Raw genomic sequence first — 26,070 nt, 5'->3', positions numbered from 1 at the left:
ATGGCTGATCTGTTCGACACACCGGGCGAACCCGTCCCCGACACAGCACCACGGCCGCTGGCAGACCGGTTGCGCCCGCGGTCGCTGACCGAGGTGATTGGGCAGGATCAGGTTTTGGGTCCAGAGGCACCTTTGGGGGTCATGCTCGCATCAGGCAGCCTGTCATCGCTGATCTTTTGGGGGCCGCCCGGTGTCGGCAAAACGACGATTGCACGGCTGCTGGCGGATGAAACCAATCTGCATTTCATTCAGATCAGCGCGATTTTTACTGGTGTACCAGAGCTGCGCAAAGTGTTTGAGGCTGCCAAAATCCGGCGCCAAAACGGGCAGGGAACACTGTTGTTCGTCGATGAGATTCATCGCTTCAACAAGGCGCAGCAGGATGGGTTTCTGCCGCATATGGAAGACGGCACAATTCTGTTGGTGGGGGCGACGACGGAAAATCCGTCATTCGAGTTAAACGCCGCGGTGCTGAGCCGCTCGCAGGTCTTGGTGCTGGAGCGTTTGGCGCTGAAAGACCTTGAGCGCCTGGCGCAGCGTGCGGAAAAAGAGCTGGATCGCACCCTGCCACTGGACGGCCCCGCGCGCGAAGCACTGTTGGAAATGGCAGATGGCGATGGGCGGGCTTTGCTTAATCTGATCGAGCAGGTTGCGGCGTGGAAGGTCAAAGACAAGCTCAACACCGACGCGCTATCCAAAAGATTGATGAAGCGGGCAGCCAAATACGACAAGTCCGGCGATGAGCATTACAACCTGATATCAGCCTTGCACAAATCGGTGCGGGGGTCTGATCCGGATGCCACGCTCTATTGGTTCGCGCGGATGCTGGAAGGCGGCGAAGACCCCAGATATCTGGCACGTCGGATCACCCGTATGGCGGTGGAAGACATCGGTCTGGCCGATCCCCAAGCGCAGGCCGTGTGTTTGCAAAGTTGGGAGACATATGAGCGTTTGGGCAGCCCGGAGGGTGAACTCGCTCTGGCGCAGGCGCTGGTCTATCTGGCGTTGGCTCCGAAATCTAACGCAGCCTATGCAGGGTACAAGGCAGCGCGCGCCTCCGCCAAGAAAACCGGGTCAGAACCGCCACCCAAACACATTTTGAATGCGCCTACATCGTTGATGAGTGATCAGGGTTATGGTGCGGGCTATCAGTATGACCACGATGCGGAAGACGGGTTTTCCGGGCAGGACTACTTTCCTGAGACCATGAAGCGGCCTGTGTTGTATGCGCCGGTAGAGCGTGGGTTTGAGCGAGAGTTAAAGCGACGATTGGATTACTTCACAAAGCTGCGGTTAAAGCGGAACGAATAAGCGCCCAGCCTCTCTCGGTGTCCTTGCAATATAGCGGCTGTCCGGGGGCTTTGCTTGACAATTGCGCCCGCGCGGGTGACAGACGCGGCATGTTCTCAAACCTAGCATATGTGGCCCTTGGTGGGGCTGTTGGCGCGTCTCTGCGGTATCTGACTGGTCTGTGGGTCGTGCGACTGATCGGCCACGGGTTTCCGCTGGCGATTATCACGGTCAATATCATCGGATCATTTCTGATGGGGGTCTTTGTGGTGTTCGCAGCCCATCGTGGGCTGACCCATTTGTCGCCCTTGGTGATGACCGGATTTCTGGGCGGGTTTACGACATTTTCGGCCTTTTCTCTTGAAACAGTGACCCTGTTTGAGCGTGGTCAATTTGGGGCAGCGGCGGCCTATGTGCTGATTTCCGTTGTCGGATCGGTTGGGGCGTTGGTCCTCGGCCTTTGGATGGCAAGAGGAGTGTTGGCATGAGTGGCGTTCAAACATTAACCGTGGCGGAAGATGATGCGGATCAACGGCTGGATCGCTGGCTGCGCCGGCAATTTCCACATGTGAATCAGATTCGCATCGAAAAGATGTGCCGCAAGGGAGAACTGCGGGTGGACGGTGGTCGGGTCAAGCCCGCGACCCGCCTCAGCGAAGGTCAAAGCGTGCGTATTCCACCGCTGCCCGAACCCGGTGAGCTGCCTGCCAGATCCAAGACCTATGTGTCAGACGCTGATGCCCGGATGATTCGCGAATGCGTGATTTACAAAGACGATCAGGTGATTGCCATCAACAAGCCACCCGGTTTACCGACACAAGGTGGCAGCAAACAAACGCGCCATGTCGATGGTCTGGCCGAGGCGCTTAGGTTTGATCTTGAGGAAAAGCCGCGTCTTGTGCACCGGCTGGACAAGGACACATCCGGGGTTTTGCTTTTGGCACGCACACGGCAGGCGGCATCGGCGTTGACGGCTTCGATGCGCCACAAGGAAACCCGCAAGATTTACTGGGCTGTGGTGGCCGGTGTACCGACACCCTATCTGGGCGAAATCAAATACGGTCTGGTCAAGGCGCCGGGTCACGGCAAGGGCGGAGAAGGTGAAAAAATGCATTGCCTGCACCCGCGTGACGTCGACAAGACACCCGGAGCCAAACGGGCGATCACGCAATATGCCACGCTGTTCCGTGTCGCCAGCCGGGCGGCCTGGGTGGCTATGGAACCGATCACTGGCCGCACGCATCAGTTGCGTGCGCATATGGCCGAGATTGGCCATCCGATCATTGGCGACGGAAAGTATGGGGGTTCAGGTCAGGAAAACCTTGGTGATGGTTGGGGTGCCAAACTCGGCGGCATCATTTCTAACAAGCTGCATCTGCATGCCCGAACGATGAGCTTTGAACATCCGGTCACTCGCAAAATGATCACGGTAAACGCCGATCTGCCCGAGCATATCGCGCATACCTTTGATACACTGGGCTGGACCGCTGATATGCCGAAAGATGATCCGTTTGAGGAACTCAGATGAGTGATCTGCGTTTGGTCGTCTTTGATGTGGACGGCACGCTGGTCGACAGTCAGGGCGATATTCTGGCGGCGATGACGGTGGCCTTTGGCGATGTGAACCTGCCGGTGCCTTCACAGGAAGATATTTTAGGCATTGTCGGATTGTCGTTGAACGTGGCTATGCCGCTGTTGGCTCCTGATGCAAGTCGCCAGACGCATCACAAATTGGAAGACGCCTATAAAGACGCTTATGTTCAGCTGCGCGCCTCGCAAGGGGCTGCACTGTCGTCTCCCTTGTATCCCGGCGCGCGCGAGATGCTGGAGCATCTGCAGCAGCAACCACATACTTTGTTGGGGGTGGCAACTGGTAAGTCGCGCCGAGGCCTTGATAAACTGCTTGAAGGTCATGATCTGATGTCGACCTTTGTGACCGAGCAGGTCGCAGATTTTCACCCCTCAAAACCTCATCCATCTATGTTGCAATCGGCACTGTCCGAGACCGGTGTGACGACTGATTGCGCTGTGATGGTGGGGGACACCAGCTATGATATGGACATGGCACGGGCGGCAGGAATGGCCGCCATTGGGGTCAGCTGGGGTTATCATGACATCAAGGTATTGACCGCTGCAGACGTCGTGATCGACAGTTTCGACGCCCTGCCGGCGGCCTTGGAACAGATTTGGGGACGATGAGATGAGTGGTTGGGCAAAAAAACGGTTTTGGAAAGACGCCACGGTTGAGCAGAACGGTAACCAATTTACCATCAAATTGGATGGTCGTGGAGTGAAAACACCGGCCAAGTCAGACCTGTTGGTGCCAACCCAGGCGATGGCCGATGCCATTGCCGCCGAATGGCAGGCACAAGAGGGCGAGATTGCCCCCCTATCGATGCCTGTGACCCGGTCCGCCAATGCAGCCATCGACAAAGTGGCGCATCAACATAGCGAAGTGGCCGATATGCTCGCCGAATATGGCGGTTCGGATTTGTTGTGCTACCGGGCGACTCAGCCAGAAGCATTGATCGCGCGGCAGGCCGCTGCGTGGGACCCATTGTTGGACTGGGCGGACAGCACTTTGGGTGCAAGATTAAAGACCGTTTCGGGCATTATGCATGAGGCGCAGGATCAGGGAGCGCTCACCGTCTTGAAACGGCGCGTGCATGTGTTTTCAAACTTTGAACTGGCCGCGTTTCATGACCTTGTTGCCCTGTCTGGTTCATTGGTTTTGGGATTCGCTGCGGTCCATGGTTTGCGACCGATAGAAGAGATTTGGACACTGTCTCGCGTCGATGAAAATTGGCAGGAAGAACAGTGGGGCCATGACGACGAAGCTTCTGCATTGGCCGAGACCAAGCGACAGGCTTTTTTGCATGCAGAAAAGTTTTTCCAACTGGTCCAAAAATAGTGCACAATCTCAAATGCTTGATCCGTGAAGTAAAATCTTTGCACTCGCAAAGCGTGCATTGATTGTTTCCTGTGATACGGCACTTGACGTTTTGCAATGAATCCGCCCAAACTAGGCTACTGTGAGGGGGGAGCACCCTTTACATCTTTGTAACCGGTCTCACTCGACCGGAATAAAACGCCCTTCAAGGGCGAACCATCAGGAAGAGGTAAATATGAAAAAATCCGTAATCTTTGGTGCGCTGACTGTTGCTGGCCTTGCGGCCGGCGCTGCTGCTGCCGGCACGTTGGATGATGTCAAAGCACGTGGCAAACTGAACTGCGGCGTCACCACCGGCCTGGTCGGCTTTGCTGCACCAGACGCAAACGGTAACTGGGATGGCTTTGACGTTGGCGTCTGCCGCGCGGTTGCAGCTGCGGTTCTGGGTGATCCGGCCGCCGTTGAGTTTGTGCCAACCACTGGTAAAACCCGCTTTACTGCTCTGGCGTCGGGTGAAATCGACATGCTGGCGCGTAACACCACTTGGACTTTCTCGCGCGACGTGGACCTCAAGTTCACTTTCGTCGGCGTGAACTACTATGATGGCCAAGGCTTCATGGTGCCATCTGAACTGGGCGTGTCTTCGGCCAAGGATCTGGACGGCGCGACCGTTTGTATCCAGACCGGCACCACAACCGAGCTGAACCTCGCGGACTTCTTCCGCGCCAACAACATCAGCTACGAGCCGGTTCCGATTGAAACCAACGCAGAAGGCCAGCAACAGTATCTTGCCGGTGCTTGTGACGTTTACACCACGGATGCTTCGGGTCTTGCCGCAACACGCGCCACCTTTGAAGATCCAGGTGCGCACGTTCTGCTGCCAGAAATCATCTCCAAAGAGCCTCTGGGCCCACTTGTTCGCCACGGCGATGACAACTGGGGCGACGCGGTTCGCTGGACGTTGAACGCACTGATCACAGCCGAAGAGCTGGGTGTGACTTCGGCCAATATCGGTGAGATGGCTGCTGGCACCAATAATCCAGAAGTGAACCGTCTCTTGGGTTCCGAAGGATCGTTGGGTGAAATGCTGGGTCTGTCGGCTGACTGGGCCAAGAACGCCATTATGGCGGGCGGCAACTATGGTGAAATCTTTGAGCGTAACATCGGTGAATCAACTCCGATCGGTCTGGCCCGTGGCCTGAACGCTCAGTGGACAGATGGCGGTCTGATCTACTCGCCTCCTTTCCGCTAAGATATCAAACGATTAGGGCGCAGGCATCATCCTGCGCCCTTTTTGTTCCAACATAATTCTGGTTTTCAAGGAGCGGGGATCAACCTTGCCCTATCGGAAAAACCGGAAACAAACGGGGAATAATGGCTATGTCCACTTTGACCGAACCTCCAGTGGAGCGGTTTCGGATATCTATGCTTCTATATGATGCAAGGTATCGTTCAGCAACGATCCAAGTCGTTGCAATGCTTTTCTTTATGTTGGTCGCCGCATGGCTGGTCAACAATGCGATCATCAACCTGAATACTCTTGGCAAACCAATTTCATTTAAGTTTCTGAGTAATCCGGCCGGCTATGACATCAACCAACGTCTATTAGAATACTCCAGCCGCGACATCAATTTGCGCGCCGCTTTGATTGGGTTGCTGAATACGCTGGTTGTGGCATTTCTGGGCTGTATCACCGCAACAATCATTGGCGTGATCGTGGGCGTACTGCGATTGTCGTCGAACTGGTTGGTTGCCCGGATCATGACCGTTTACGTCGAAATGTTTCGTAACGTACCGGTTTTGCTGTGGATCATCCTAGCCTGGGCAATCCTGAGTGAAGCCCTCCCCAAGATCAAATCCTTCCGTGGTGAGAATGCGACCAGCTCAATGAGCCTGTTTGACACGGTTGCTGTCACCAACCGCGGAATCTACATTCCCGAAGCATTGTTCAGCAGAAGTCTGGGCAACGTTCATTTGCTGGGCGATTCCGGTCTGCGGTTTGATATCTCAATTGACCTGATTGCCATTGTGGTTGTTTTGGCCCTGAGCATCTTTGCTGTTCGCAAAGTGAAGGCGCGGGCCACCGCGGTGCAAGAGGCAACCGGTGAACGCCCAACAACTTGGTATATTCAGCTTGGAATCCTGTTCGTTCCAATGATCGCCTTGCTGGTTGCGTTGGGTTTCCATCTGGGACTGCCTGAACTCAAAGGGTTTAACTTCAAAGGTGGCACCCATCTGCGCAACTCGTTGATCGCTTTGTGGCTGGCACTTTCGCTTTATACGGCGGCTTTTATTGCCGAGATCGTGCGGGGCGGCATTCTGGCTATTTCCACAGGTCAGAGCGAAGCGGCGGCCGCATTGGGGCTGAAACCAAACCGGACCATGAGTCTGGTGATCTTGCCTCAGGCATTGCGGGTAATCATCCCGCCGATGATTTCGAACTATCTCAACCTGACCAAAAACTCATCTTTGGCCATTGCGGTTGGGTATTTCGATCTTACGGGCACGCTGGGTGGTGTCACGCTGAACCAGACCGGCCGCGAGCTGGAATGTGTTCTGCTGCTGATGCTTGTCTATCTGGTGATCAGCCTGCTCATCTCAGCTGTGATGAACTGGTACAACAAACGCGTAGAATTGGTGGAGCGGTAATATGAGCGATCTCTCTTTTGTCCGCACGGAAATGTTGCCTGAAAAGGCTCCTCCGGCCTCGGAAATCGGCATTGTTGGCTGGCTGCGGCACAACCTGTTCTCAGGCTGGGTTAACTCTATCCTGACGATCATCTCTTTGGCCGCGATTTATGGCGTGTTGTCCGTTTTGATACCTTATGTTTTCCTGTCTGTCTGGAATGCAGAGTCTCTGAACGAATGCCGCGAAATCATGAACGAGACCTGGGGCAGTTCTCATGGTCATGCCTGCTGGGCGGTGATTAACGAACGCTGGCTGCAACTGTTGTTCGGGTTCTATCCACCCGAGTTCTACTGGCGCCCGATTTTGTCGCTTGTTCTGTTGGTAGTGGCTCTTGCGCCCATTTTGTATTCTGACCGGGTGTCTTCCAAGCTTTTGATTGTGACAGCACTTTATCCCTTCATCATGCCTTGGCTGATGTGGGGCGGTTCGGTTTGGGGAACAGTCAGCGTCGCGTTTGGATTTGTGGCCGGCTATCTGGTCCTGAAATACGCCACTGAGGCTCTTGGTGAACTCTTTGCGATGATCGCTGGGGCCGTTGTGGCCATCGTCTGGTGGCTTTTCATTGCTGGCATGTTCGTCGGTGCAATGGACGCAATCTTGCCGATCGCGCTTGAGACGGTGCAGTCCCGTAAATTTGGCGGCTTCATGCTGGCGATCTTGCTGGGCGTTGTAGCGATTGGGTGCTCTTTGCCCATTGGTATCGTTCTGGCTTTGGGGCGGCAATCGCACCTGCCGATCGTCAAATGGCTGTGCGTTTGTTTCATCGAGTTCATTCGCGGTGTGCCGCTTATTACGCTGTTGTTCGTGGCATCGTTGCTTTTGAACATCTTCCTGCCACCTGGCACCAATTTTGACATCATCCTTCGGGTGATGATTATGGTGACCCTGTTTGCCTCTGCTTATATGGCCGAGGTAATCCGGGGTGGCTTGGCGGCGTTGCCACGCGGTCAGTATGAGGGGGCCGATAGTCTTGGTCTTGATTACTGGCAGTCGCAGCGGTTGATCATCATGCCGCAGGCGCTGAAAATCTCTATTCCGGGGATCGTCAGTACCTTCATCGGGGTCTTCAAAGACACAACATTGGTTTCGATCATCGGCTTGTTCGATGTGATTGGGCTGACACATGCCATCCGGGCCGATACCGCCTGGAACGGTATTTATTGGGAACTGTTTGCGTTTATCGCGCTGCTGTTCTTCATCGTCTGCTTCTCAATGTCCCGTTATTCCATGTATCTGGAGCGCAAGCTTCGGACGGATCATAAATAAGGAGTTCTGCACATGTCTGAACTTTCAACAGCTCGCGAGATTGATCGCTCGAAAATGCAGGTCTCTGATGAGGTTGCGATCGAAATCAACAATATGAACAAGTGGTACGGGACCTTCCACGTGCTGCGCGATATCAACCTGACGGTCAATCAGGGTGAGAGAATCGTGATTGCCGGGCCGTCTGGATCCGGGAAATCGACCCTGATCCGCTGCCTGAATGCTCTGGAAGAGCACCAGAAAGGCAAGATCGTCGTGGATGGCACAGAATTGTCGAATGATCTGAAAAACATCGACAAAATCCGCCGCGAAGTCGGGATGGTGTTCCAGCACTTTAACCTTTTCCCGCATCTCAGCATTTTGGAAAACCTGACTTTGGCGCCGATCTGGGTGCGTAAAACACCCAGAAAAGAAGCCGAAGAAACAGCGATGCACTTCCTTGAAAAGGTGAAAATCCCTGAACAGGCCGACAAATTCCCCGGCCAGCTTTCGGGTGGTCAGCAGCAACGTGTGGCAATTGCACGATCTTTGTGCATGAAGCCGCGTATTATGCTGTTTGATGAACCAACATCGGCGCTGGATCCTGAGATGATCAAAGAAGTGCTCGACACCATGATCGAACTGGCCGAAGAGGGCATGACCATGCTTTGCGTGACCCACGAGATGGGCTTTGCCCGTCAGGTGGCGAACCGTGTGATCTTTATGGATGCGGGTCAAATTGTGGAGCAAAACGAACCAGAAGAGTTCTTCAACAATCCGCAAAGTGAGCGGACTAAATTGTTCCTGAGCCAAATTCTGGGACACTAAACCCAGAACCATTCATGAAAAGCCCCGCTTTGGCGGGGCTTTTTGTTTGTCAGATCAATTCACGGGGAATGGCAAAAGCTTTGACGACACCTTGGCCAAAACCCACATCCTGCCAGTTGTCTGAGGAAAATTCGAACACAGTCGTAGCGCAGGTCGGATAATCCAGAAAGCGGGCGTGCGCGGGCAACTTTGACGCCAGACGTTCCGCAAACTCTGAAATGCCAGGGTTATGTCCCAGCATTAAAACCGTTTTTCCGGTCGCATTTTGCAGTTCCCGAAGCATCAAATCGGCACCTGCGAGATACAGAGAACGAGAAAAGCGTGCTTCTGCGTCAAAACCAAGCAACTCATAAGTTTCACGTGTGCGTTGTGAAGATGAACTTAACGTTTCGTCCGGGACGTCCTCTAGCTTGCGCAGCCATTTCCCCAAGGCGATCGCGGAATCCCGACCACGCGCGTTCAAAACACGGTCGTGGTCGGATTGCAGAGGGTCATCCCAGCTGGATTTTGCGTGACGCATAAGGATCAGTTTAAGGGGCATTTTTCAGGAACACCTGCATGTGAAAAGCGGATTGTTCTGTTACCCTGCCATAGCTTTGCGAGACGGGACAAGCGCGCCTCGCGCCGCACCCTTGGATTAAGCAGTTTTTCCGGTCCCGCGTTCTCATTTCAGCTGTACAGGCGGGTACGTCATAGACGCCTGTACTAAAGGCTTCGACAGGGCAGGTTGTCTGGCAGGGCTTGTCGGCGCAGTCCTCACAAGGCGAGTCCGCAGCAGGTGGCAGATCAAAAACCTGAGGAAACGCAAGCGCCCCGCGAAAAGACACGAACAGTCCGGCGGTGTCGTGGACCAACAAATTGATCGGCGAAGCATGACATCGATCTGTTCGCAGCGCCCACTGGTAAAACGGCTGATAGGGCGGGCCGGTAAAAGGAAAGAACGGATGCGCATTCAAGGCCGCCGCCAACCCTGTCAAAACGCGTGCGGACCACCGATCAATCGGGTTTGGTGTGCCGTCGAGATATTCCTTGTCTTGGGTGAAGTGATCCCAAAACCCCGGTTCGCGTGGACCAAACAATAGGACCGTACCAAAACCGCGCAGGTCGGTTTCATTGTTGTCCGGATGAAAGCCACCCAGAATATCCAGATGCCGCGCTGCTGCGGCCCTTTCGACTAAATCAAACATCATTTCTTCCTAAACGGCAGAGCAAGGCTCCAGCCAAGCCGCGAGGGTTTGTCATCCTGCCATTCCAGCCCAATGGTCATTTTGTCATGCCCTTGTTCCGGCTGGGCAACATAGGTGCGGAACAGTCGATCCCAGATCGACAGGGCAAAGCCATAGTTGTTGTCATGTTCGCGCCGGTGCACCGAATGATGAACTCGGTGCATATCCGGTGTCACCAGCACAAGGCGCAGGACACGGTCGACTCTCAGGGGCAGACGCATATTGGCGTGGTTGAACATAGCTGTGCCGTTCAGAATGATCTCAAACAGAATGATGGCCAACGCCGAGGGGCCAATTGCATACACAAGCCCGATTTTGAGCAACATGGACAGGACTATTTCCACCGGATGGAACCGAATGGCCGTGGTCACGTCAATATCACGGTCGGCGTGGTGCACGCGGTGCAGACGCCAAAGCAGCGGCACTTTATGGGTGACCAGATGCTGTGCCCAAATGGCGAAATCAAAAATTAAAATGGCCAGAATGGTTTCTGGCACCACGCCAAGTTCAATCTGGTTCAAGAGGCCCCAACCGTTGGAGGCTGCATCCAGCGCCGCGCCTACGGCCATGACGGGCAACACAAAGGCCATCGCGCGCAAGGTTAGCGTATTGGCGATGGTCATGGCCCAGTTGGTCACCCAGCGTGTGGTGCGCGGCTGTGTACGCTGTTTGCGCGGAACCATGGCCTCGAGCAATGCAAACAAAGCAAACAATCCGGCGAATACGCTTAGGCGGATCAGGGCTTCATTTTCCATCATGGCCTCTCTTGCAGTGGCAGTGGATTAGTCCCCGCGAATAAGCGAGCCCGCACCATGTTCTGTGAACAATTCCAGCAAACAGGCGTTGGGGGCACGTCCGTCCAGAATCACCACGGCCCGCACGCCGCCTTCGATGGCGCTCAGGGCTGTTTCGGTTTTGGGGATCATACCACCGGCAATGACGCCTTCGGCCGTAAGGTCGCGAATCTGTTGTGCTTTCAGTTCGGTCATGACGTCGCCATTCGCGCCTTTGACACCGGCCACGTCTGTCAGCAACAACAGGCGATCTGCTGTCAGCGCGGCTGCAATTGCTCCGGCGGCGGTGTCGCCGTTGACGTTAAAGGTCTCTCCGTTTCGACCGGCGCCAAGAGGTGCGATCACCGGGATGGTATCCGTGGCAAACAGTTCTTGCAGAAACTCTGGGTTCATCTCGGCGGGTGTTCCGACAAAACCGAGGTCAGGATTGGTCTGATCGCAAATCATCAGGTCTGCATCTTTGCCCGACAGGCCCACGGATTTTCCACCCTGACGGTTGATCGCCTGTACGATGTGTTTGTTCACAAGGCCAGACAGGACCATTTCAACCACTTCAACCGTGGCCGCATCCGTGACCCGTTTGCCGTTCACAAATTCGGATTTAATCTCAAGCCGCTCAAGCATCGCGTTGATCATCGGACCGCCGCCATGCACGACCACCGGATTCACGCCAACCTGACGCATCAGCACCACATCGCGGGCGAAATCTTCCATGGCCTCATCGCTGCCCATGGCGTGGCCACCAAGCTTGATGACAACGGTCGCCCCGGTATAGCGCTGCAAATATGGCAGAGCCTGGGACAAGGTGCGGGCAGTGGCGATCCAATCGCGGTTCATGTCTTGCTTCTTCATCTTTTGGTCCTCTTGTCCTTAGGTGTTAGACGCTTGGGCGTTTCGTGCCAAGAGGGCATTGCCTCTCAGCGATGCTGCGTTACCACTTGGGGGAACAAACGAGGTGTGACATGAGCGATTCGAGGAAAACGATGTTGTTGACGGGGGCCAGTCGCGGGATTGGCCATGCAACCGTGCGGCGGTTCAATCGTGAAGGCTGGCGGGTGATCACCTGTTCCCGGTTTCCCTTTCCCGAGGAATGCCCCTGGGGCGGTGGTCAGGAAAACCATGTCGAGATTGACCTGTCCGACCCAGCAGCTGCAATTAACGGCGTTGGAATTATTCAGGAAAAGCTGGAAGGTCGGCTGGACGCTTTGGTGAACAATGCGGGCATTTCACCCAAAGGACCGGGCGGAGAGCGGCTCAGCACACTGACGACGGACCTTGTCGATTGGGGCAAAGTGTTCCACGTCAACTTTTTCTCTTCGGTCGTTCTGGCACGTGGATTGCGGGAAGAATTGGCGGCGGCTAAAGGATCAGTGGTCAATGTGACGTCGATTGCAGGCAGTCGGGTGCACCCCTTTGCAGGTGCGGCTTATGCCACGTCCAAGGCCGCCTTGGCTGCCCTAACACGGGAAATGGCACATGATTTTGGACCACTGGGTGTGCGGGTCAATGCGATTGCACCGGGAGAAGTTGAGACGGCCATTCTAAGTCCGGGAACCGAAAAGATTGTCGAAGATTTGCCCATGCGTCGATTGGGGCAACCCGAAGAGGTTGCAGCAGCGATCTATTTCTTATGTTCCGACGAAAGTTCATATATTTCCGGCGCTGAAATCGAAGTCAATGGTGCGCAACACGTCTGACGTGTTGCGCCAAACCACCTATGCAAGATTGGCGATGATGGCGCGCAAATTGGCGATGCCGTCGCCTTTCTCGCTGGATGTCAGGACGATTTCAGGAAACGCGGCCGGGTGTTTGGCAAGCCTTTCGCGCACCTGCCCCATCACTTTCTCTAGGTCTTTGTCTTTGACCTTATCAACCTTGGTCATCACCACCTGAAAGGTCACAGCCGAACTGTCCAGCAAGGACATGATTTCATCATCCACGGCTTTGATTCCGTGACGTGAATCCACCAGAACAAAGGCGCGGCGCAATGTTGCCCGCCCCGAGAGGTATTGCTTGAGCAGGCGTTGCCATTTTTCGACCACGGCCAACGGCGCGTTGGCATAACCATAGCCCGGCAAGTCTACGAGATAATGACTGTCCGCCAAGGTGAAATAGTTGATTTCCTGCGTGCGCCCCGGCGTGTTCGATGCCCGTGCCAGACGTGTGCGCCCGGTCAGCGCATTGATCAGGGTCGATTTGCCAACGTTTGAACGGCCTGCAAAGCAAACCTCGAGCCGATCAGCCGGCGGCAGGCCGGACATAGCGACGACACCTTTGAGAAACTCGCTGTTGTTGCCTGCAAATAGTTTGCGGCCCTTTTCACGGCTGATGTCATCCGCGTCTTCAACAATTGGAAATGGCAGTTGCATCACAGCACCTCGATTGTGTCACCAACGGCAATTTCGCCGGGTCGGGTCACCACAGCATAAACGCCAAATTCCTGATGACCCAATGCTTTCAGCGCGCCAAGCGTATCAGCGTCACGTATGCCCGTTTCGGGGTTGGCAGTGGTGGCCAGGCAGCGGGTGATCTCTTCTCGGACGTCAAAGGTGACTGTTCCGATTTTGAGAGTTTTCCCGATCCAGTCTTTTTCAGCCCAAGAGGCAAGGCCATCGATGATGATGTTGCCGCGCCAACGGTTCATTGAAAGGTCTTGGCTCATCTCGTTGGACAAGGCGTCGTTAGACGCAAGATTCAAAAGGCTGATCGAGGGATAATCCGTATCGGTCATACCTCGGTCTTCGACCCGAACGATCCCAGCCGATTGCGCCCGGCCCTCTGGCATGATGGAACGAACCCAGTCCAGAAAGGCGGTTGGATCGCTGTCTGGGTTGAATGCGATCTCGCCTAGATCGGGATGGGTCAGGGTGACCTGCCCCGAAACTTCGTTACTTTGTGCGGTCAGAGCCATGAGCGAAGGCGCCTTGGCTCCGCGGGAAAAGTTCACACACTCTGCCCAGGCAGAACCATCAGTTTTGGCGGCTTCATGTGTTACAGCCCACCGACGATCCCAGGGCATAGTCTGCCCAGCTGTTAGCGCGACGCGGTCAAGCGCCTCGCGTCCATGGCTTTTGATCGGGTGCCGCCACAGGGCAGCTACATGCGCGGTCATCCGTCGTCAGACTTCATTTTCTTGGCAAAGCTTTTGCGGATGTTGCCAAAGACGTCGGGTTTATAGCCATGGCTGCGCATGATCAGATACTGCTGGGTAAAGGTGATCACGTTGTTGGTGATCCAGTACAGTACCAGACCGGACGCGAAGCTGCCCAGCATGAACATGAACACCCATGGCATCCAGGCAAAGATCATCGCCTGTGTGGCATCCGTAGGGGCGGGGTTCAATTTTTGCTGAATCCACATCGAAATCCCTAACAGGATCGGCAAGATGCCAAGCGAGAAGATGAAGAACAGCGAGCCGGGCTCGGGCGTCGCAAAGGGCAGCAGGCCAAACAGGTTCAGGATCGAAGAGGGGTCGGGTGCGGAAAGGTCGGTGATCCAGCCCAGCCAGGGCGCGTGACGCAATTCCAACGTGACAAAGATCACTTTGTAGAGCGAAAAGAAGATCGGAATCTGAATCAGAATTGGCAAACAGCCCGAGGCAGGGTTCACCTTTTCCTTTTTGTACAGCTCCATCATGGATTGCTGAACCTTCTGGCGATCGTCACCAGCGGCTTCTTTCAGCTTCTCCATCTGAGGCTGAAGCTCTTTCATCTTCGCCATCGACGCATAAGATTTGTAGGCCAGTGGGAATACCAATGCCTTGATGAGCAAGGTCAGGGCGATGATTGACCAGCCCATGTTTCCGATCACACCGTTCAGCCAATGCAACACTGCAAAGATTGGTTTGGTCAGGAAAAAGAACCAGCCCCAATCAATCGAGTCGAGAAATCCGGTGACGCCACCTTCGTTTTCATAGGCTTTGATCGTGGCCCATTCTTTGGCGCCCGCAAATAGCTGACTGTCAACCGAGGCCGATGCTCCAGCTGCAACTGTTAGAGTCGGCATGACGGCTTCGGTTTGATAAATGTCGCGACGGTCGTCATATTTGACTACCGACTTAAAGGCGCTGGCTTGCGATGGGATTAGTGTGGCCATCCAGAAATGGTCGGTAAACCCAATCCAGCCACCTTCGCTGACTTGTGTGACTTCGGCTTTCGCACCTTCGCGCGGATCATACTCATAGTCCGTAACGTCGTCATAGTCGATTTCCGACAATTCACCATCGGCCATGCCAACAAGACCTTCGTGCAGGACGAAGAAGTTCTTCATGTCGGCGGGTTCACCGTGGCGCGCTAGAATACCGTAAGGGGCCAAAGACACAGCGCCTGCTCCGGTGTTTTCAACAGCTTGTTGCACCGTGAACATATAATCTTTGTCGATCGAAATCGTGCGCCGGAAGATGAGGCCGCTGCCGTTGTCCCATTTCAATGTAACAGGTGTTGACGCAGTGAGTTTGTCGCCGGAGTCCACGCTCCAGATCGTGTTGGCGCCGGGAACGGCATCGACGTTCAGACCAGCACCTGGCGCCCAGCCGTACAAAGCATAAAACGCATTGGGCTCACCCTTGGGAGCAAGGAAGGTCACAATTGGGCTGCCGTCGTCCAAAGTCTCGCGGTAGTCGGCCAGTTTCAGATCATCAATCCGACCACCCAACAGGGAAATCGACCCATTAACGCGGTCGGTTTCAATCGCCACGCGCGGCGCGTCTACTTCTTCTGAGGCGTCGCCAGCAGCAGGAGTGACTTCGGTGGAGGTTTGCGTCGTGGTTGCGCTGGCCACCGGTTGGGTGACATCTGTTGTCGCAACGGGCGCGTTGGGGTCGACTGCAGGTTGTTCCGGGGGTGGGAACAACAGAAACCAAACCAAAATCACGGCAAAGCTGAGCGCTGTCGCGAGGATGAGATTCTTATTCTGATCGTCCATTGCCTTGGGCCACCTGTCTTTGAAACGTTGGGGTGGTTCAACAGAGGTGTAGCGCAAAGGTCAAGCGGATTCCGGCCACAATCAAGGCTAACGGCGCGATTGCGGCCTTGTCACCCGGTTTGGCGGCCGATTTTGGGCAAGGCGTCTAGGCTGGCCGTGTAAGACTTTAGCCAACCAATCGTATGATCAAATGGCATCGGACGGGCGATGCCAAAGCCCTGAACATGGACGCAGCCCAATTGGGCCAGCATCGCATGTTCACCCGGGGTCTCGACACCTTCAGCCAATGTATCGAGTTCAAGCCTCTCTGCCATCGTCAGAATCGCGGAAACCATACGCTGTTGTTCGATATCCTGATCGATGCGGGTGACGAAGGACCGGTCTATTTTGAGGCGTGAGATGTTCAATCGCCGGATCGAAGAAATTGACGCATGTCCGGTGCCAAAATCATCGAGATCAATCCGGCACCCCAAATCTGCCAGCGCGTTCACATTGCGCACGAGCATGTCATCCGGCGCGCCAGCCACGACTGATTCAAGTACCTCAACCGAAAGCCTGTCCGCCGTGATCGAAAACCGATCCAGTTCCCAGCGCACCTTTTCCAGCAGCACAGGATTGCGCAGCTCGTCCCCGGCGAAATTCACCCCGATCGAGGGCACTTTGAACCCGGATTCGTCCCATTGGCAAAGTGCACTGAACGCCTGAGACATCATACGATTGGCGAGGCGTTCAAGCTGCCCCGTTTGTTCCAAAACCGGCAGGAATTCCACTGGCGGGATAACCCCTCGTTCAGGATGTTCCCACCGGGCGAGAGTTTCAAACCCGGTGACTAGTCCCGTGTCTGTTGAGATTTGCGGCTGAAACCAAGCCTGAACCTGCCCGCGGTCAATGGATTCCTCGGCCTCTTTTTCGCTACGGCGGCGAGTGACAGCCCGGCGGCGCATTCCGTCGTGATAGGCCCGTGCCGAGGATGGGCCCGAGCGGCGCGCCTCGGCCAGAGCAAGATCAGCGGCGTTATAGAGCGTTCGGCCTGACACATGGCTGAGCCGCGAAGACAGGCAAAACCCGATCGAACACGTCGGGTGCACCGAAACCGACTGAAGCGGGACGGGTTCCTCAATGGCTGTTTGAAGACGACTGGCCAGCTGCAGGCAAACTTCGAGATCAAGAATGCGCACAGGATCAAGGAAAATCGCAAAGCGTGCATCGCCTATACGTGTGATCAGATCGCGGCTGCGCAGGGCCGCAGAAATCCGGCGCGCCGTATATTTCAACACCTCTTCGGCGGCGCTGTCGCCGTGACGTGCCCGAATTTGGTGAAACTTGTCCAACTCAAGGATCAAGCAAGCGGTCAGCAGGAACCGATCTTGGATTTCTTCTAAAACACTGTCGATGGTGGTTTCAAACGCGTCGCCGACCATAAAACCGGTCAACCTGTCCCGGTCTCTGGCAGTTTGAGATCTGGAAGTGTCGGATGGCTGCATCAAAAGAGGTAGCGGTACCACAAGTGCCGCAAGCAAAAGCCAGATTTCGCCACCCAGAAAGTAAGCAGTAAGGATTATGCAGGGCACAGCCAGCGCCACGAGTTTTCCGCGCAATCTTTGCAACGACAGCAGGTTTTCGAGTCGAGCCATACGTAAAGCTAAAGCCCCCAAAAGGATTGATTCCTCTTGAACCTAGGCAGGCAGACTCATTGCACGGTTAACGCAGTCGGGGAATTTCCGTCTCAATTTGTTCAAATTCTTTCGATCCAAGCATCAGCCCGGCAAAATCGAACAATTTCGGATCCAGCATGTGTGACGGACGGATGTTCATCAGGGACCGGAACATGACCTGTCGGCGACCGGGAGAGTTGGCCTCCCATTGATCAAGAATCTTCTTAACTTGTTGGCGCTGCAACCCGTCTTGCGAGCCGCACAGATCGCAGGGAATAATCGGATAGTTCATCGCATTGGCGAATTTCTCGCAGTCGACTTCGGCAACATGCGCTAGAGGGCGAAAGACAAACAGATCGCCCTCTTCATTGACCAGCTTAGGTGGCATCGTCGCCAGTCGCCCGCCGTGAAACAGGTTCATGAAAAACGTCTCAAGGATATCATCGCGGTGATGACCCAGCACCACAGCAGTACAGCCTTCTTCGCGGGCAATGCGATAGAGGTTACCACGGCGCAGGCGTGAACATAGTGCGCAGAATGTCCGTCCTTCGGGGACCTTATCCATCACCACCGAATAGGTGTCCTGATACTCAATCCGGTGTGGTACTTTCATGCGTTCCAGAAACTCGGGCAGGACAGTGGCCGGAAACCCCGGCTGACCCTGATCCAGATTGCAAGCCAGAATGTCGGCGGGTAACAGGCCGCGCCATTGCAACTCGTGCAGCACCGCCAGCAATGTATAGGAATCCTTGCCGCCTGACAGACACACCAGCCAACGGGCCCGCGGCGCGTCTTTGTCGTGCGCACCGCGTTCGACCATGCCGTAATGTTCAATGGCCTCGCGGGTTTGACGCACAATGCGTTTGCGCAGCTTTTTGAAGCTGGTGGAAGAGGGCGCGCCATGAAACAGCGGGTGGATATCGTCGAGATCATCAAGCATGGGCAGCCTTTAGGCCAAAAGCCCCTAGTCGGCAAGACAGCGCCGCCCGAATTGGGCGGCGTCACATTGTTTTCATGTAGGGAGCTGGCTTAACCGCCGAGTGCCTTTTTGTTGCACTCTTTGCCCATTTCGATGGCTTTGAACGTGCCTTTCAGATTAACGATAAATCCGTACTCTTTCTCGGGGAACACGGCCATTGTATATTCTTTTTGAATGGCAGTCACAATTTCCGGATCATCGGTCAGCACATAGCCACCGGTGTAGCCTTTGGTGATGTTGCCACGCATGCCGGTGGCTTCGCCCACATAAAGATTGTCACCCAAAACAATCGCGACGGCCTCTTTTTGGCCCTTCTTGATACCCGTGTCTGCCTGCGTGAAAACGCCGATATAGGCCACACTGCGATCTTCTCTGGTCAGCCCCATCTGAATGACGTTGCCCACGTCGTCTTTGGTTTCGATCATGCAGGTGTTCTTTTCGTGATCGAGAAAGACGTTCCAGCCTTCGACTGATCCGAAGTGTGCAAATTTGCTTTCGGCCATTGCGCTGGTGGCGGCAATTGTTGCGACTAGAGCGGCCGCGGTTGTTTTAAGAAAAGTCATGGATTTTTTCCCCTTTGAAATGCTCTCAATTGACAAGATAGTGCCTGTCCCCCCGGGGTCCAGAGCATGTGACACTTTGGGGCAATTATTCGTCGTTCTTTTCTTTCGAAAGCGCAGGGTCAGGCACAGGGTCATAGCCATCCCCTCCCAAGGGATGACATCGGCCAATACGTTTGGCGGCCAGCCAGCTGCCTTTGATTGCACCATGTTTCTCAAGCGCCTCCATGGCATAGGCAGAACAGGTAGGCTGGTACCGGCAGTTGAACCCAACCCATGGGCTGAAAATCAGCCGGTAGGCGCGTACGGGCAGGGCGATGATATGGGCAAAGGGGGTCATGGCGGAAAGATAGGTGCGAACGGGACGTGAGGGAAGTGGCGTCGCAAAGTTTGTCGACGCTGTCATAGCGCCAGCGTTCGGTGAACCGCCAAGAGTGGCAGCCCCCCCCAGAGCGCAAACCGGCACTGGGGGCGTCAGGGGTTTAGCCCGGCATCTTTTCAAAGGCCGGAATGCCGTCATCAAGGATCGTCGCCTTCATCTTGCTCGAGACATAAACATTCACCTTGGGGGTAAATTCTTCGTGCTCGTTGATGACACCGGCGCGCAGGCCCAGCATGCCTTCGCGGGACGAGTTTTGTGTGAACATTGGCGTTCCGCAATTGCCGCAGAAATGCTTGGTCATGGTGCTGCCGGCATCGGATTTATGTTGAAAGGTTTTCGGCGTGCCGGTAATTTTTACGTCGTCCTGCTTCATGAACATCAGCGTGGCAAAGGCAGCGCCAGTGGACTGGCGGCAATGGGTGCAGTGGCAATTTGCCATGACCGGCACCTCGCCATCTGCCTCGAATGAAATGTCGCCACACAGGCACTGTCCGGTAAGTTTTGTCATCGGTTTCCCTTTTGGTTTCGGCATCACGTGTTCACACGACACTAGGGCAAACGCGTTGATCATCAAGGGCAGGCGAAAGAATTCGGTCAAATGCGCGGACGCGGGGCGCATCGCAGATTCATTTGGCGGAATTCAGGTGTCTGCTGCGTGAAGTTTCTTTAACGCATACCTCAGGTCGCCTTGCAGGTCCTCAAACGGCCGCGCGGCGGTGCTCTCAAATCGCCCGATCAACACATAATCCCATCCAGCGAGACCTTTGTTGGGCAGTACAAGGCGGGCGACCTCGCGCAGGCGGCGTTTGGCACGGTTGCGGGCCACCGCATTGCCAACTTTTTTGGAACAGGTAAAGCCGACGCGGATCGCATCGACCGGGACGTCCTCATGCGGGAGTCGTTTGCGCGCCTGCACCATCATCGCCTTGGTGCCCTGACGTCGAGCCCGTGAGGTGGCAATGAAGTCGCTGCGTTTTTTGAGGACCGTTAGGCAAACGGAAACCGCCGGGGGCATATCCCCGTGGCTGGCGTTGCCATCCTTGGGGGCCTCCGGCGGTATCATATCCGTCAGAACGTAATCGGTGAGCTTTAAGCGCTCAGCGACTTACGACCATGCGCACGACGTGCGTTGATGATCTTGCGGCCGGCTTTGGTGGCCATACGCGAACGAAAACCGTGGCGCCGCTTGCGAACCAGGTTTGAAGGTTGGTAGGTGCGTTTCATCGCTCCGTCTCCGTCTGTCTTTCAGGGCGCTCCACAACGGAATCGTGGGCCCAAGTGCTATTCGAAGCCCGGTCTATAGGGGGGTGCCGAAGATAAGTCAAACGCCACAACCGGGTTTTGCAACGTTTTGCAATAAAAACTGCCCGCCCGCACACGGTTTGTTTCAAAACCCGTTATTTTCAAGCGCCTTTATCACGACTTCTCTGTTTGCGATCAAGCGCCCGTGATCGGCCTGTTGTTTCTTTTCTGGCTGTCTCATGTTGCAATTGACACAACCAGATGAACACAAGATGAGCGATATGACCAATACCGGCGGAGCAGGATGGGGACGAATGCTGCCATTTGCTGCGATTCTCGTGGTGGCGGGGATTGGGGCAGCGACGCTCGGCGACGCGCTGAGTTTCGAAGTCCTGCGCAATAATCGCGAGGCATTGCTGGCCTACCGTGATGCACATTACGCCTTGGCCGCAGTGGTTTTCATGATGGTTTACGTCGCCATTGTCGCTTTTTCATTGCCCGGAGCTCTGATGGCCTCGCTGACTGGGGGCTTTCTGTTTGGCACGATTGCAGGCTCATTGTTCAACATTTCTGCCGCCACAATTGGGGCCACTCTGATCTTTCTGGCGGCACGCTGGGGATTCGGTGAACGTATGGCTGTGAAAATGGACACCTCGCAAGGTCGTGTGAAGCGTATTAAGGACGGCATTGATGAGAATCAGTGGTCGATGTTGTTTCTGATCCGGCTGGTGCCGCTGGTGCCGTTTTTTGTGGCCAATCTGATACCTGCTATCGTGGGCGTGCCATTGCGCCGCTTTGTGATCTCGACCTTTGTCGGCATTATTCCGGGTGGTGTGGTTTACACGTCTGTCGGCGCCGGTCTGGGGGAGGTTTTCGCAAAAGGGCAAGCGCCGAATCTTGGCGTGATCTTTGAACCCCATATTCTGTTACCTATCCTGGGCCTTTGTGCGCTTGCGGCCTTGCCGATTGTCCTGAAATTTCTGCGTGGCGGAGATGAACTGTAATGCAACGTATTAAAACTGATCTGCTGGTGATTGGCGCGGGGTCTGGCGGGCTGTCAGTTGCGTCGGGTGCTGTTCAAATGGGTGCCGACGTTGTGCTGCTCGAGGGGCACAAGATGGGGGGCGACTGTCTGAACTATGGATGTGTGCCGTCCAAGGCGTTGCTGGCCAGCGCCAAGGTTGCCCACACTCAAACCCATTCAGTTGTTTTTGGCGTAACTGATGTTCAGCCAGACGTGGATTATGCTGCGGTCAAAGATCACGTGGCCAATGTGGTCGCCCAAATCGAGCCCAATGATTCCGTGGAACGATTTGAGAGTTTGGGCGTTCGGGTGATTTCGGAGTTTGGCAGTTTCCTAAGTCCAACCGAGGTGCAGGCCGGCGATCAGATTATCACCGCACGCCGTGTTGTGATCGCGACTGGTTCAAGCCCGCTTGTCCCGCCGATTCCCGGTTTGAAAGACGTGCCGTACCTGACCAATGAAACCTTGTTTGAGTTGCGCGACAAACCTGACCACCTGTTGATCATAGGAGGTGGGCCCATCGGTATGGAAATGGCGCAAGCGCATGTGCGATTGGGCTGCAAGGTGACTGTGATTGAGGGCGCCAAGGCGCTCGGCCGGGATGATCCGGAAATGGCAGAGTTTGTGTTGGATGCGCTGCGCAACGAAGGTGTGGAGATTGCCGAACAGACAATAGCAACACAGATCAGCGACCAGAACGGCCAAATCACCGTTGAGACCAAAGATGGGCACAGCTTTACCGGATCTCATCTGTTGATAGCTGTGGGGCGCAAGGCGAACATTGATCGTCTGAATTTGAGCGAGGCAGGAATTGAAACGCATCGTGCGGGAATCACGGTCGATGCCAGCCTGAAAACCAGCAATCGTAAGGCCTATGCCATTGGCGATGTGACAGGCGGCCAACAATTTACACATGTTGCAGGATATCATGCCGGAGTGATCATCCGATCTGCATTGTTCGGTTTGCCTGCCAAGCAACGCACAGATCACATTCCGCACGCCACCTTTACGGACCCTGAACTGGCTCAGGTGGGTCTGACCGAAGTTGAGGCCCGCGAAACCCATGGGGATACTTTGGAAGTGGCGCGTTTTGATCTGCACCACAATGATCGTCTGATCGCTGAACGCAAAGCGCGGGGCCTCATCAAGGTTATGGTGGTCAAAGGCCGCCCAGTGGGCGTGTCGATTGCTGGGTATCAGGCGGGTGAACACATCAATCTTTGGGCTCTGGTACTGGCCAACCGTATGAAGATGTCTGAGGTTGCCGCCATGGTGCCGCCCTATCCAACGGTGGGCGAAATTGGCAAACGCGCGGCAGGGGCCTATTTCTCACCCAGATTGTTTGATAGCCCTAGGGTGAAGAAAATTGTCCGGCTGGTACAACGCTGGATGCCATGAGGCGCGAAATGGGACACGCATGCTGAGATCGCTTTCAGGCCGGTTTCTGATCCTGACCATCATCTTCGTGATGCTGGCAGAAGTGCTGATCTTTGTGCCCTCTATTGCCCGTTTCCGGGAAGACTACCTGCTGTCGCGGCTTGAACGCGCCCAGATCGCGTCATTGGCTTTGCTGGCTGACGATATGATTGGCGAAGACCTTGAGGCCGAATTATTGCGCAATGCAGAAGTGTTCAACGTGGTGCTGCGCCGTGACGAGATGCGCCAGCTGATCCTGTCATCCCCGATGCCACGGCCCATCGATGCCACCTTTGATTTGCGTGCAGCCGGGCCAGCCGAGTTGATCGGCGATGCGGTAAAGCGGCTTTTTGATCGTGAAGAACGGGTGATCCGGGTGATTGGAGCACCTGTGCGGGAAGCTGGTCTGTTGATCGAGGTTACCATGCAAACCACGGGCCTGCGCAGCGCAATGATTGACTATGGGCTGAACATTTTGTGGCTGTCGGCGGTGATCTCGGTGATCACGGCCTCAATGCTGTTTGTCGCGGTGCGTGGTTTTCTGGTCCGCCCCATTCGTGGGGTGGTGAGTTATATGAAATCCTATGCGGCGGCCCCGGAAGATGCCCGCCGGATCATTCAGCCCTCGGCTGGTGTGACCGAGCTGCGCGAGGCCGAAGAGGCCTTGCAGTCGCTTCAGGTGGAATTGACCGCATCGCTCAAACAAAAAGAACATCTGGCGCAACTGGGTGAGGCCGTGGCCAAAGTGAGCCATGACTTGCGGAACATCCTGACCTCGGCGCAATTGTTCACTGACCGGATCGAGATGAGCGAAGACCCGACGGTCAAACGCATGGCGCCCAAACTGGTAAATTCCATCACCCGTGCGGTAAATCTGTGCGAAAGCACGCTGGCCTTTGGCAAAGCCGAAGAACCGCCCCCCCGACTGACCCATGTCCTGTTGACGGAAGTGGTGTCGGACGTAGTGGAAAGTGAACGTCTGGCAATCGAAGACTTTGACCTTAGCTTTGCCGAAGACATTGCGGCGGGCCTCAAGGTGCGGGCAGACCCGGAACAATTGTACCGGGTGATTGCCAACCTTGTGCGCAATGCGCGTCAGGCCATTGTGGCCACCAGCCAACCCGGCGAAATCGCCGTGGCCGCACGCGAGGATGATACATCTTGGTTCATCACTGTGACCGATACTGGTCCGGGCTTGCCCCCCAAAGCACGTGAACACCTGTTTACGCCGTTTCAGGGGGGCATTCGCAAAGGTGGGTCGGGCCTGGGTTTGGCCATTTCAGCCGAACTTGTGCGCGGTCATGGCGGCAAATTGCTGCTTCTTAGGACCGACGAGACCGGAACGGCCTTTGAAATATGCCTGCCCAAGGGCGATGTTGCGGAAACATGAGAATTTGCGGTTTTAGCTCTTGCAAACCCTCTGCTCTCGCTCTAAATCCCACCTCACCGCGCTCTGGTAGCTCAGCTGGATAGAGTACCTGACTACGAATCAGGGGGTCGGGGGTTCGAATCCTCCCCAGAGCGCCATTACTTCAGCTAACTCATTGGTATCGCTTCAGCTTTTAGCCACTGCTAGGAGCCGTAGACCATGTCGGAGACCATTTCACGCCCGTTCACCTTCGTGAAAGACGGGGTTTTCTACTTCAGCCGCCGCATCCCGAGAGAGCTGAGAAACCACTATACCTCGCCCCGGATTGCATACTCTCTGCGTACAAAATCGCCGAACATCGCCGAGGTTAGAGCCAGAAGAGCCGCCGATCAGCTCGATGAATACTGGTATCACCTGAGGTGTCGCGACGCCGAACTACCGGGAAAGCACTTGTTGCGCCTGCAAAGGACCGCAGGAGCAGAGGCCATTGACCAACAGATTTCTGTCTCTTCATCATTTGTCCCTTTGTCAGAGGCCGTCAGGATTTATCTGCAGCTCAAAGGAAAGGGTCGCCCCTTGTCCTTCCGGCAGGCTGCTGAGAGAGCATGTGGGTATGTGATCGACGCTTGTGGAGACAAACACCTTGATGCCTACACCAAGGCCGATGCCAATGCTTTCCGCGACGCCCTTATCGCTCGTGGTCTTGCAGGCAGCAGCATGACCCGGGTCTTCGGCACAGTCAGGGCCGTAACGAACTTCGCCGCCAGTGAACAGGGCCTCACCCTGAACAATCCCTTCGCGGGTGTCTACTATGACAGATCAGCTGGCGTAACTGATCGCACTTCAGTTCCTGCAGATGCCCTCACTACGGTTCAGGCGAAATGCAGAGAGCTGGACGATGATCTTAGGTGGCTTGTCGCCTTGGTGTCGGACACAGGGATGCGCCTTGCAGAAGCTGCGGGATTGACCCGAGAGGACTTTGTTCAGGGCGAGGGCGGGTTCCTTTTCGCTCGGGTCCAACCTCATCCATGGCGTCGTCTCAAGACCAAGGGCAGCAAACGAGATGTCCCGCTCGAAGGTGCAGCAAGGTGGGCAGCGGAACGCATCCTCGACCAGATGACGTCCTCCCAGTTCGCCTTCCCACGGTACAACAAAACCGACACGACCAACGCCAACGCAGCCAGTGCCGCGCTGAACAAATGGATGAAGAAATACGTGCCAGCAGGATGCTCGATGCATAGCTTCCGTCACTCGATGCGAGATCGCCTCAGAGCCGTTGAGTGTCCCTCCGACATCGTTGACCAGATCGGGGGTTGGCAGACCGACGGAGTAGGCCACGGATATGGCTCTGGCTATCCACTGGAAGTCCTCAGGAAGTGGATGAAGGCCGTCACGTGAGCCGACATGGTCTACGGCTCCTAGCAGTGGCTAAAAGCTGAAGCGATACCAATGAGTTAGCTGAAGTAATGGCGCTCTGGGGATGCGGGTTTGTTGTTTGTGTTCCCGCTGCAGGCCTCACTTCAACTGGTAGCTTCAGCAAAACAAGGGCTATCAGCTGCGA

At 55.3% G+C, this 26,070-nt stretch carries 28 protein-coding genes and 1 tRNA gene; 15 read left to right on the top strand and 14 right to left on the bottom strand.

Annotated features, from left to right (window positions below; translation table 11 throughout):
- The 9 genes from BUC32_RS12065 (at position 1) to BUC32_RS12025 (ending at position 8,939) form a co-directional block, all read left to right on the top strand.
- Entirely contained in the window at positions 1-1,311 is a 1,311-nt protein-coding gene (locus BUC32_RS12065) for a replication-associated recombination protein A (protein ID WP_073252958.1), read from the top strand.
- An 89-nt stretch (positions 1,312-1,400) separates the two neighbouring features.
- On the top strand, positions 1,401-1,778 hold the full coding sequence (crcB, locus tag BUC32_RS12060) for a fluoride efflux transporter CrcB (protein ID WP_073252954.1): 378 nt from the start codon (positions 1,401-1,403) through the stop codon (positions 1,776-1,778).
- Positions 1,775-2,818, top strand: a complete 1,044-nt coding sequence (locus tag BUC32_RS12055) for an RluA family pseudouridine synthase (protein ID WP_073252951.1) — start codon at positions 1,775-1,777, stop codon at positions 2,816-2,818. The genes crcB and BUC32_RS12055 overlap by 4 nt, the downstream gene beginning before the upstream one ends.
- The gene (locus BUC32_RS12050) at positions 2,815-3,489 is read left to right on the top strand and encodes an HAD-IA family hydrolase (RefSeq protein ID WP_073252948.1); all 675 of its coding nucleotides are present in this window, start codon (positions 2,815-2,817) and stop codon (positions 3,487-3,489) included. Before BUC32_RS12055 ends, BUC32_RS12050 begins: the two co-directional genes overlap by 4 nt.
- A 1-nt stretch (position 3,490) precedes the next feature.
- Positions 3,491-4,201 carry an ATP12 family chaperone protein gene (locus tag BUC32_RS12045; protein WP_073252946.1) on the top strand — a complete coding sequence of 237 codons (711 nt, stop codon included), beginning with the start codon at positions 3,491-3,493 and terminating at the stop codon, positions 4,199-4,201.
- Between the two features lie 214 nt (positions 4,202-4,415).
- Positions 4,416-5,432, top strand: coding sequence for an amino acid ABC transporter substrate-binding protein (locus BUC32_RS12040; RefSeq protein WP_073252943.1), 1,017 nt, complete (start codon positions 4,416-4,418; stop codon positions 5,430-5,432).
- Positions 5,433-5,560: 128 nt separating this feature from the next.
- Complete coding sequence (locus tag BUC32_RS12035; RefSeq protein ID WP_073253254.1) at positions 5,561-6,829, top strand: amino acid ABC transporter permease; 1,269 nt, start codon at positions 5,561-5,563, stop codon at positions 6,827-6,829.
- Position 6,830: 1 nt separating this feature from the next.
- Positions 6,831-8,135 carry an amino acid ABC transporter permease gene (locus BUC32_RS12030; RefSeq protein WP_073252941.1) on the top strand — a complete coding sequence of 435 codons (1,305 nt, stop codon included), beginning with the start codon at positions 6,831-6,833 and terminating at the stop codon, positions 8,133-8,135.
- Between the two features lie 12 nt (positions 8,136-8,147).
- Positions 8,148-8,939 carry an amino acid ABC transporter ATP-binding protein gene (locus BUC32_RS12025; RefSeq protein ID WP_073252938.1) on the top strand — a complete coding sequence of 264 codons (792 nt, stop codon included), beginning with the start codon at positions 8,148-8,150 and terminating at the stop codon, positions 8,937-8,939.
- A 49-nt stretch (positions 8,940-8,988) separates the two neighbouring features.
- Here BUC32_RS12025 and BUC32_RS12020 read toward each other — a convergent pair whose 3' ends face one another.
- The 4 genes from BUC32_RS12020 to argB are packed head-to-tail and all read right to left on the bottom strand — an operon-like array spanning position 8,989 to position 11,811.
- Positions 8,989-9,480 carry a SixA phosphatase family protein gene (locus BUC32_RS12020; RefSeq protein WP_073252936.1) on the bottom strand — a complete coding sequence of 164 codons (492 nt, stop codon included), beginning with the start codon at positions 9,478-9,480 and terminating at the stop codon, positions 8,989-8,991.
- A complete protein-coding gene (locus tag BUC32_RS12015) occupies positions 9,470-10,126 on the bottom strand; it encodes a 4Fe-4S dicluster domain-containing protein (protein ID WP_139280717.1) in 657 nt (218 codons plus the stop codon). The genes BUC32_RS12020 and BUC32_RS12015 overlap by 11 nt, the downstream gene beginning before the upstream one ends.
- Positions 10,126-10,920: a sterol desaturase family protein gene (locus tag BUC32_RS12010; protein WP_073253251.1), complete on the bottom strand. Its 795-nt coding sequence runs from the start codon at positions 10,918-10,920 to the stop codon at positions 10,126-10,128. Before BUC32_RS12010 ends, BUC32_RS12015 begins: the two co-directional genes overlap by 1 nt.
- A gap of 27 nt (positions 10,921-10,947) precedes the next feature.
- Entirely contained in the window at positions 10,948-11,811 is an 864-nt protein-coding gene (gene argB / locus BUC32_RS12005; protein ID WP_073252932.1) for an acetylglutamate kinase, read from the bottom strand.
- A gap of 110 nt (positions 11,812-11,921) precedes the next feature.
- Between argB and BUC32_RS12000 the strand changes: the two genes are divergently transcribed.
- Complete coding sequence (locus tag BUC32_RS12000) at positions 11,922-12,656, top strand: SDR family NAD(P)-dependent oxidoreductase (RefSeq protein ID WP_073252930.1); 735 nt, start codon at positions 11,922-11,924, stop codon at positions 12,654-12,656.
- An 18-nt stretch (positions 12,657-12,674) separates the two neighbouring features.
- Here the strand turns inward: BUC32_RS12000 and yihA are convergent, their stop codons facing one another.
- The 10 genes from yihA to rpmH form a co-directional block, all read right to left on the bottom strand.
- Entirely contained in the window at positions 12,675-13,328 is a 654-nt protein-coding gene (gene yihA / locus BUC32_RS11995; protein ID WP_073252928.1) for a ribosome biogenesis GTP-binding protein YihA/YsxC, read from the bottom strand.
- On the bottom strand, positions 13,328-14,071 hold the full coding sequence (locus BUC32_RS11990; RefSeq protein ID WP_073252926.1) for an MOSC domain-containing protein: 744 nt from the start codon (positions 14,069-14,071) through the stop codon (positions 13,328-13,330). The genes yihA and BUC32_RS11990 overlap by 1 nt, the downstream gene beginning before the upstream one ends.
- A complete protein-coding gene (gene yidC, locus BUC32_RS11985; RefSeq protein ID WP_073252923.1) occupies positions 14,068-15,882 on the bottom strand; it encodes a membrane protein insertase YidC in 1,815 nt (604 codons plus the stop codon). The genes BUC32_RS11990 and yidC overlap by 4 nt, the downstream gene beginning before the upstream one ends.
- Positions 15,883-15,992: 110 nt before the next feature.
- Positions 15,993-17,516, bottom strand: coding sequence for a putative bifunctional diguanylate cyclase/phosphodiesterase (locus BUC32_RS11980; protein ID WP_073252920.1), 1,524 nt, complete (start codon positions 17,514-17,516; stop codon positions 15,993-15,995).
- 67 nt (positions 17,517-17,583) lie between these two features.
- The gene (gene ttcA / locus BUC32_RS11975) at positions 17,584-18,477 is read right to left on the bottom strand and encodes a tRNA 2-thiocytidine(32) synthetase TtcA (protein WP_073252916.1); all 894 of its coding nucleotides are present in this window, start codon (positions 18,475-18,477) and stop codon (positions 17,584-17,586) included.
- Between the two features lie 89 nt (positions 18,478-18,566).
- Complete coding sequence (locus BUC32_RS11970; RefSeq protein ID WP_073252914.1) at positions 18,567-19,079, bottom strand: hypothetical protein; 513 nt, start codon at positions 19,077-19,079, stop codon at positions 18,567-18,569.
- 85 nt (positions 19,080-19,164) lie between these two features.
- Complete coding sequence (yidD, locus tag BUC32_RS11965; RefSeq protein ID WP_073253249.1) at positions 19,165-19,416, bottom strand: membrane protein insertion efficiency factor YidD; 252 nt, start codon at positions 19,414-19,416, stop codon at positions 19,165-19,167.
- A gap of 142 nt (positions 19,417-19,558) precedes the next feature.
- A complete protein-coding gene (locus BUC32_RS11960; RefSeq protein ID WP_073253247.1) occupies positions 19,559-19,966 on the bottom strand; it encodes a GFA family protein in 408 nt (135 codons plus the stop codon).
- Between the two features lie 132 nt (positions 19,967-20,098).
- On the bottom strand, positions 20,099-20,521 hold the full coding sequence (gene rnpA / locus BUC32_RS11955) for a ribonuclease P protein component (RefSeq protein WP_073252911.1): 423 nt from the start codon (positions 20,519-20,521) through the stop codon (positions 20,099-20,101).
- A gap of 26 nt (positions 20,522-20,547) precedes the next feature.
- On the bottom strand, positions 20,548-20,682 hold the full coding sequence (gene rpmH / locus BUC32_RS11950; protein ID WP_073252908.1) for a 50S ribosomal protein L34: 135 nt from the start codon (positions 20,680-20,682) through the stop codon (positions 20,548-20,550).
- A gap of 290 nt (positions 20,683-20,972) precedes the next feature.
- On the opposite strand from rpmH, the gene BUC32_RS11945 reads away from it, so the two are divergent.
- From BUC32_RS11945 to BUC32_RS11925, 5 genes are all read left to right on the top strand, one after another.
- The gene (locus BUC32_RS11945; protein WP_073253244.1) at positions 20,973-21,704 is read left to right on the top strand and encodes a TVP38/TMEM64 family protein; all 732 of its coding nucleotides are present in this window, start codon (positions 20,973-20,975) and stop codon (positions 21,702-21,704) included.
- Positions 21,704-23,122 carry a dihydrolipoyl dehydrogenase family protein gene (locus BUC32_RS11940; RefSeq protein ID WP_073252905.1) on the top strand — a complete coding sequence of 473 codons (1,419 nt, stop codon included), beginning with the start codon at positions 21,704-21,706 and terminating at the stop codon, positions 23,120-23,122. Before BUC32_RS11945 ends, BUC32_RS11940 begins: the two co-directional genes overlap by 1 nt.
- A gap of 19 nt (positions 23,123-23,141) precedes the next feature.
- On the top strand, positions 23,142-24,530 hold the full coding sequence (locus BUC32_RS11935; RefSeq protein ID WP_073252902.1) for a sensor histidine kinase: 1,389 nt from the start codon (positions 23,142-23,144) through the stop codon (positions 24,528-24,530).
- A 60-nt stretch (positions 24,531-24,590) separates the two neighbouring features.
- Positions 24,591-24,667 (top strand) — tRNA-Arg (locus tag BUC32_RS11930).
- Positions 24,668-24,728: 61 nt separating this feature from the next.
- On the top strand, positions 24,729-25,907 hold the full coding sequence (locus BUC32_RS11925; protein ID WP_073252899.1) for a DUF6538 domain-containing protein: 1,179 nt from the start codon (positions 24,729-24,731) through the stop codon (positions 25,905-25,907).
- The last annotated feature ends 163 nt before the right edge of the window (positions 25,908-26,070 follow it).

Origin of the sequence: Shimia gijangensis (genome assembly GCF_900142085.1) — a bacterium.
GTDB lineage: Bacteria > Pseudomonadota > Alphaproteobacteria > Rhodobacterales > Rhodobacteraceae > Shimia > Shimia gijangensis.
The sequence above is the reverse complement of the archived record's forward strand: the minus strand, read 5'-3'. Positions and strand labels throughout refer to the sequence as shown.

Bases quoted from the DNA above. Each gene is read 5' to 3' on its own strand.
- BUC32_RS12010 (WP_073253251.1), bottom strand. From the start codon at position 10,920: ATGGAAAATGAAGCCCTGATCCGCCTAAGCGTATTCGCCGGATTGTTT.
- yidD (WP_073253249.1), bottom strand. From the start codon at position 19,416: ATGACCCCCTTTGCCCATATCATCGCCCTGCCCGTACGCGCCTACCGG.
- BUC32_RS12035 (WP_073253254.1), top strand. From the start codon at position 5,561: ATGTCCACTTTGACCGAACCTCCAGTGGAGCGGTTTCGGATATCTATG.
- yihA (WP_073252928.1), bottom strand. From the start codon at position 13,328: ATGCAACTGCCATTTCCAATTGTTGAAGACGCGGATGACATCAGCCGT.
- BUC32_RS11970 (WP_073252914.1), bottom strand. From the start codon at position 19,079: ATGACTTTTCTTAAAACAACCGCGGCCGCTCTAGTCGCAACAATTGCC.
- BUC32_RS11935 (WP_073252902.1), top strand. From the start codon at position 23,142: ATGCTGAGATCGCTTTCAGGCCGGTTTCTGATCCTGACCATCATCTTC.
- argB (WP_073252932.1), bottom strand. From the start codon at position 11,811: ATGAAGAAGCAAGACATGAACCGCGATTGGATCGCCACTGCCCGCACC.
- BUC32_RS11940 (WP_073252905.1), top strand. From the start codon at position 21,704: ATGCAACGTATTAAAACTGATCTGCTGGTGATTGGCGCGGGGTCTGGC.
- BUC32_RS12045 (WP_073252946.1), top strand. From the start codon at position 3,491: ATGAGTGGTTGGGCAAAAAAACGGTTTTGGAAAGACGCCACGGTTGAG.
- BUC32_RS12015 (WP_139280717.1), bottom strand. From the start codon at position 10,126: ATGTTTGATTTAGTCGAAAGGGCCGCAGCAGCGCGGCATCTGGATATT.
- BUC32_RS11945 (WP_073253244.1), top strand. From the start codon at position 20,973: ATGAGCGATATGACCAATACCGGCGGAGCAGGATGGGGACGAATGCTG.
- rpmH (WP_073252908.1), bottom strand. From the start codon at position 20,682: ATGAAACGCACCTACCAACCTTCAAACCTGGTTCGCAAGCGGCGCCAC.
- BUC32_RS12025 (WP_073252938.1), top strand. From the start codon at position 8,148: ATGTCTGAACTTTCAACAGCTCGCGAGATTGATCGCTCGAAAATGCAG.
- BUC32_RS12020 (WP_073252936.1), bottom strand. From the start codon at position 9,480: ATGCCCCTTAAACTGATCCTTATGCGTCACGCAAAATCCAGCTGGGAT.
- BUC32_RS12040 (WP_073252943.1), top strand. From the start codon at position 4,416: ATGAAAAAATCCGTAATCTTTGGTGCGCTGACTGTTGCTGGCCTTGCG.
- BUC32_RS12050 (WP_073252948.1), top strand. From the start codon at position 2,815: ATGAGTGATCTGCGTTTGGTCGTCTTTGATGTGGACGGCACGCTGGTC.
- BUC32_RS11925 (WP_073252899.1), top strand. From the start codon at position 24,729: ATGTCGGAGACCATTTCACGCCCGTTCACCTTCGTGAAAGACGGGGTT.
- yidC (WP_073252923.1), bottom strand. From the start codon at position 15,882: ATGGACGATCAGAATAAGAATCTCATCCTCGCGACAGCGCTCAGCTTT.
- ttcA (WP_073252916.1), bottom strand. From the start codon at position 18,477: ATGCTTGATGATCTCGACGATATCCACCCGCTGTTTCATGGCGCGCCC.
- BUC32_RS11980 (WP_073252920.1), bottom strand. From the start codon at position 17,516: ATGGCTCGACTCGAAAACCTGCTGTCGTTGCAAAGATTGCGCGGAAAA.
- rnpA (WP_073252911.1), bottom strand. From the start codon at position 20,521: ATGATACCGCCGGAGGCCCCCAAGGATGGCAACGCCAGCCACGGGGAT.
- BUC32_RS12055 (WP_073252951.1), top strand. From the start codon at position 1,775: ATGAGTGGCGTTCAAACATTAACCGTGGCGGAAGATGATGCGGATCAA.
- BUC32_RS11990 (WP_073252926.1), bottom strand. From the start codon at position 14,071: ATGACCGCGCATGTAGCTGCCCTGTGGCGGCACCCGATCAAAAGCCAT.
- BUC32_RS12065 (WP_073252958.1), top strand. From the start codon at position 1: ATGGCTGATCTGTTCGACACACCGGGCGAACCCGTCCCCGACACAGCA.
- BUC32_RS11960 (WP_073253247.1), bottom strand. From the start codon at position 19,966: ATGACAAAACTTACCGGACAGTGCCTGTGTGGCGACATTTCATTCGAG.
- BUC32_RS12000 (WP_073252930.1), top strand. From the start codon at position 11,922: ATGAGCGATTCGAGGAAAACGATGTTGTTGACGGGGGCCAGTCGCGGG.
- BUC32_RS12030 (WP_073252941.1), top strand. From the start codon at position 6,831: ATGAGCGATCTCTCTTTTGTCCGCACGGAAATGTTGCCTGAAAAGGCT.
- crcB (WP_073252954.1), top strand. From the start codon at position 1,401: ATGTTCTCAAACCTAGCATATGTGGCCCTTGGTGGGGCTGTTGGCGCG.